Annotated in this window: 3 protein-coding genes and 2 pseudogenes; all 5 read right to left on the bottom strand. The window is 70.6% G+C overall.

Annotated elements, in window-relative coordinates; genetic code table 11:
* Positions 1 to 627, bottom strand: a pseudogene (locus G6019_RS09030) (hypothetical protein); the annotation flags it as partial.
* Positions 624 to 1,493: a heme ABC transporter ATP-binding protein gene (locus G6019_RS09025; protein WP_182613117.1), complete on the bottom strand. Its 870-nt coding sequence runs from the start codon at positions 1,491 to 1,493 to the stop codon at positions 624 to 626. The pseudogene G6019_RS09030 and the gene G6019_RS09025, both read right to left, overlap by 4 nt.
* Positions 1,490 to 2,608 carry a FecCD family ABC transporter permease gene (locus G6019_RS09020; RefSeq protein ID WP_182613118.1) on the bottom strand — a complete coding sequence of 373 codons (1,119 nt, stop codon included), beginning with the start codon at positions 2,606 to 2,608 and terminating at the stop codon, positions 1,490 to 1,492. The genes G6019_RS09025 and G6019_RS09020 overlap by 4 nt, the downstream gene beginning before the upstream one ends.
* Entirely contained in the window at positions 2,605 to 3,702 is a 1,098-nt protein-coding gene (locus tag G6019_RS09015) for a heme/hemin ABC transporter substrate-binding protein (protein WP_107755819.1), read from the bottom strand. The genes G6019_RS09020 and G6019_RS09015 overlap by 4 nt, the downstream gene beginning before the upstream one ends.
* A gap of 246 nt (positions 3,703 to 3,948) precedes the next feature.
* Positions 3,949 to 4,077 (bottom strand): annotated as a pseudogene (locus G6019_RS17800) (hypothetical protein); the annotation flags it as partial.

Raw genomic sequence — 4,077 nt, 5'->3', positions numbered from 1 at the left:
CGCTCCCGCCGCCGGCGACTGCTCGACCGCGGGTGCGGGGTCCCCGGCCCGGAAGGTCACCGGGGTGAAGGTCTCGTTGGCGCCGTTGCGCACCCCGTGCGCGCCCCAGGTGAGGAAACCGCAGGTGACCTTGGTGCAGTCGATGCTCTTGCCCCCGGCTCCGGTGAACGTGGGACCCGGGACCGTGAGGTTCACCCGGAACGATCCATCGGAACCCATCGTCGCCTGGGCTTCTCCGGCCGTCGACGAGCCGGGGAAGGCGACGAATGCCTGGTATCCCTGGTTGCTGCGCGACTGCTCGTCCGGGACGTAGTCGTAGGTCCGGCCCGTCGCGCCACCGTTGGACGGCCCCCACCCGGATCCGCTGACCCAGCCGAACCCGACGTACACGCCACCGAAACCGCCCTCGACCGCCTGGAAACCCGAACCCGACAGGGTGAACCCGGTCGTGCCCGACGTCGACGCCACCGCCCCGCCCAGCGAACTCGATGCCGTCAGTCGCGCGGCGGCGTGCGCCGTGGCCTGGGTCAGCACGGCCAGCACCGAGGTGCCGAGCAGCGCCAGTGTCAGAACGGCGACGATCCGGGCCACGGTCGCCCGTGCCGTTGATGACAGTGTGTGTCTCACGAGAACTCCTTGACGAGGGCCGACGCGTGTGTGGTGTCGACCGCGGGCTCCACCGGCGTCCGGGCGGTCCGGAATCGTCGTCGATCCGGGGTGACCAACAGATCACCGGTGACGGGATGCCGGTCGACGACGACCGGCTGCTGGTAGACCTCTTCCACCAGTTCGGAGGTGAGGACCTGCTCCGGGGACCCCTCGGCCCGTATGCGGCCGTCCGAGATCATCACGAGACGGTCGGACCACGCGGCCGCCAGCTCGAGGTCGTGCAGCACCACGACCACCGCCCCACCGGCGTCGGCCACGGTCCGGGCCAGTTCCAGGACGACCTCCTGATGGCGCAGGTCGACCGCCGCGGTGGGTTCGTCCAGCAACAACACACCGGCGCGTTGCGCGAGCGCCCTCGACAGGGAGACGCGCGCCTTCTCACCACCGGACAGGGTCGGGAAGGTCCGGGACCGCAGGTGGGCGGTGTCGGTGGCGGCCAGCGATTCCTCGATGACCTCCTCGTCGTGGTCGCCCTCCGGCCGCGCCGCCCAGGGTGCGCGACCCATCGCGACGATCTCCCGCACGGTGAAGGGGAAGGCGACGGAGTTGGCCTGGGTGAGCAACGCTCGGCGCCGGGCGAGATCCCCGAGGCGCCACCGCCGTAGATCGCGGCCGTCGAGGACGGTGCGGCCGGCGTCGGGGTGGGTGTCCCCCGCCACCACGCCGAGCAGCGTCGACTTCCCCGCCCCGTTGGGACCCACCAGAGCGAGCACCTCACCGGCATAGATCTCCAGGTCCACCGAATCGAGCAGGGTCCGACCGCCGAGGCGTACCGTGACCCCCTCGGCGGACACCACCGGCACGCGTGTTTCGCCGCCGCTCATCCCCAGCCCCCCGCGGTACGACGTGTGCGGTGCAGCAGCCAGAAGAAGAACGGGCCGCCGACGGCGGCCGTCACCATGCCGAGCGGCAACTCCGCGTAGTCCACCGCGGTCCGGGCCAGCAGATCCGCGGCCAGCAGGCACACCGCGCCGCCCAGCGCGGACGCCGGCAGCAGCAGTCGGTGTCCCGGACCGGCGATCATGCGGATGAGGTGCGGCACCACCAGTCCCACGAAGGCGACGATTCCGCAGAAGCTCACCGCAGCGGCCGTGAGCAGTCCGACCAGCAGGATGGAGTGGATTCGCAGTCGCTCGACGTCAACGCCCAGGTGACGGGCCGGACGCTCCCCCAACGCGAGCAGGTCGAGCGGCCGCGCCAGGCGGGTCGCCAGGGCCAGTCCGAGCAGCGCCAGGGGCGCCACCACCAGGACGTGGTCCCACCGGCTGCCGTTCAGACTCCCCAGCTGCCAGAAGACGATCTCCTCGCGGGCCTGGGTGTCTCCGAGGAACATGAGCAGGGCGAGCGCGGCTCCCGCCACGGCGTTCACGGCGATGCCGGTCAACACCAGGGTGACCACCTCGGTCCGGCCGTTACTCCGACTGAACAGGTACACCACCGTCGTGGTGAGGATGCCGGCGACGAAGGCGCAGACGACGCTGGTCCAGACACCGAAGGCGGTCAGCCCGAACACGATCGCCGCTGCCGCGCCCACGGCCGCACCGGCGGACACCCCCACCACACTGGGCTCGGCGAGCGGGTTGCCGAACGCTCCCTGCATGAGCGCACCGGCCACCGCGAGGGCGGCGCCCACGACCATCGCCATCGCCACTCTGGGGAAGCGGACGCTCCATAACGTGGCATCGGCGCGGGGGTGGCTCGCGGCGGGGCCGAGGTCGACACCGAGACCGCGGAGGAACCCGGAGGCGACCTCTGTCGCGGGGATGGGCAGCTGTCCCGACGCCGCGGCCACCACGCCCAGAACCCCGAGGGCCACCGCCAGCCCGACGATCAGCAGGCCCCCGGTCACAATGCGGTGGGCGCCGCCGGATGTACGCGCAGGGACGGGGTGTGACGTCGGCCGGCCGACCCGCGCCCGTGACTCCTCGGTGAGCGTCACAGCGCGTCGGGGGCGTAGAGGGCCACGGCAAGGGCGTTGAGCACCGCGGGGGTCCTGGTGCCGAAGGACAGGACGAGGTCGTCGTTCATCGCGACGATCCGCCGGTTCGCCCCGGCGGGCGTCTGGGCCATGGCCGGGAACCTCTCGAGCAGCCCGTCGACGCCGCCGACGGACTCGAGCCCCTTGTTCATCATGATGATGACGTCCGGCTGGGCGGCGATGAGCCCCTCGTCGTTGGCCGGTTTGGCGCCCTTCCACCCGACCTCGGAGGACACGTCGTACCCGCCGGCGGCGGTGATCAACTCGTCCGCGCCGCTGTCCTGGCCGAACATGTAGTAGACCCCGGCGTTACCACGTGCGTAGAGGAACACGGTGCGCAGCCGCGCGGTCTCCGATTCCGGCACGACAGACGAGATCGATCGTTCGGTCTCGACGATCTTCGCGCGGGTTCGCTCCCCCAGTTCACGGCCCAACTCGGGCACCCCGAGGCCGTCCGCGACGGCCCGGGTGAGCGCCTCGACGTTGTCCGGGGACCGGTGCGAGTCCACCACGATGACGGGGATCCCCGCGTCGCGCAGCTGCAGGATCACGTCCCACGGACCGAGCGAGGTGTCCGTGATGATCACACTGGGATCGAGAGCGAGGATCGCCTCGGCGTTGAGCTGGTGACCGTCCTGCGTGACCAGTGGGCGATCAGCGATCTCGGCGAAGGCCGAGGAGACGTCCCGGCCGATCACGTTGTCACCCAACCCGAGTTCGAACACGATGCGCGAGAGCGTTCCGTAGATGTCCAGGGGCAGGATCCGGGAGACGTCGGCGACCTCGACGACCGTGCCCTGGTTGTCGGTGACCACGGCGGGCAGCTGCGGGGCGGGGTCGGTCGCGACGGGCTCGACCGGGTCGTCGACCAACTCCAGGGCGAGTTCGCCGGAGAAGGATCGTGGGTCCTCGATCGCCGAGACCTCCGACGCGAGCGGTATCCCCGAGATGGTGGCGGGGTCTCCGCCGAGCCCGGTCGCGACGCCGCACGAGGTCAGGGAGAGAGCCAGGAGGGCGACGGCCAGCCGGAGCGAGCCTGAGCGCTGTCTGAACATGCGGCTACAGTAGCACCCAAACAAAGGACAGCCTAACCTTCACATGGGAAGCCTTGCCTAATTTACAAAATCGCAGGCAGAGGACGGTTCTCGCGTGCCGAACTCGATCGCCCTCGCCCACACGGGGTCGACTGAGAACGGTGAATTACCCCCAACACGGCGACGACACGCGGCCGCCCCCGGGGCGATCCCCGGGGGCGGCCGCTTCTGTCTCGTCCGGCTCGGGCCTTCGAGCCCGTGGCCGTTTCACTCCTGTTCGGCGGCAGCCTTCCTCAGCGACTCGGTGGGCAGGAAGTGGTCACCGTACTTCGCGGCGAGCTCCTCGGCGCGGGCGACGAAGCCCTTGTAACCCGACGGTTCCGTGGCGCCCGGTGC

The sequence above is a fragment of the Dietzia sp. DQ12-76 genome, assembly GCF_014145045.1.
In the GTDB taxonomy this organism is placed as follows: domain Bacteria; phylum Actinomycetota; class Actinomycetes; order Mycobacteriales; family Mycobacteriaceae; genus Dietzia.
The sequence above is the reverse complement of the archived record's forward strand: the minus strand, read 5'-3'. Positions and strand labels throughout refer to the sequence as shown.

What these genes read in the sequence shown, in the direction of transcription:
- G6019_RS09025 (WP_182613117.1), bottom strand. Translation starts at nt 1,493, where the DNA reads ATGAGCGGCGGCGAAACACGCGTGCCGGTGGTGTCCGCCGAGGGGGTC.
- G6019_RS09015 (WP_107755819.1), bottom strand. Translation starts at nt 3,702, where the DNA reads ATGTTCAGACAGCGCTCAGGCTCGCTCCGGCTGGCCGTCGCCCTCCTG.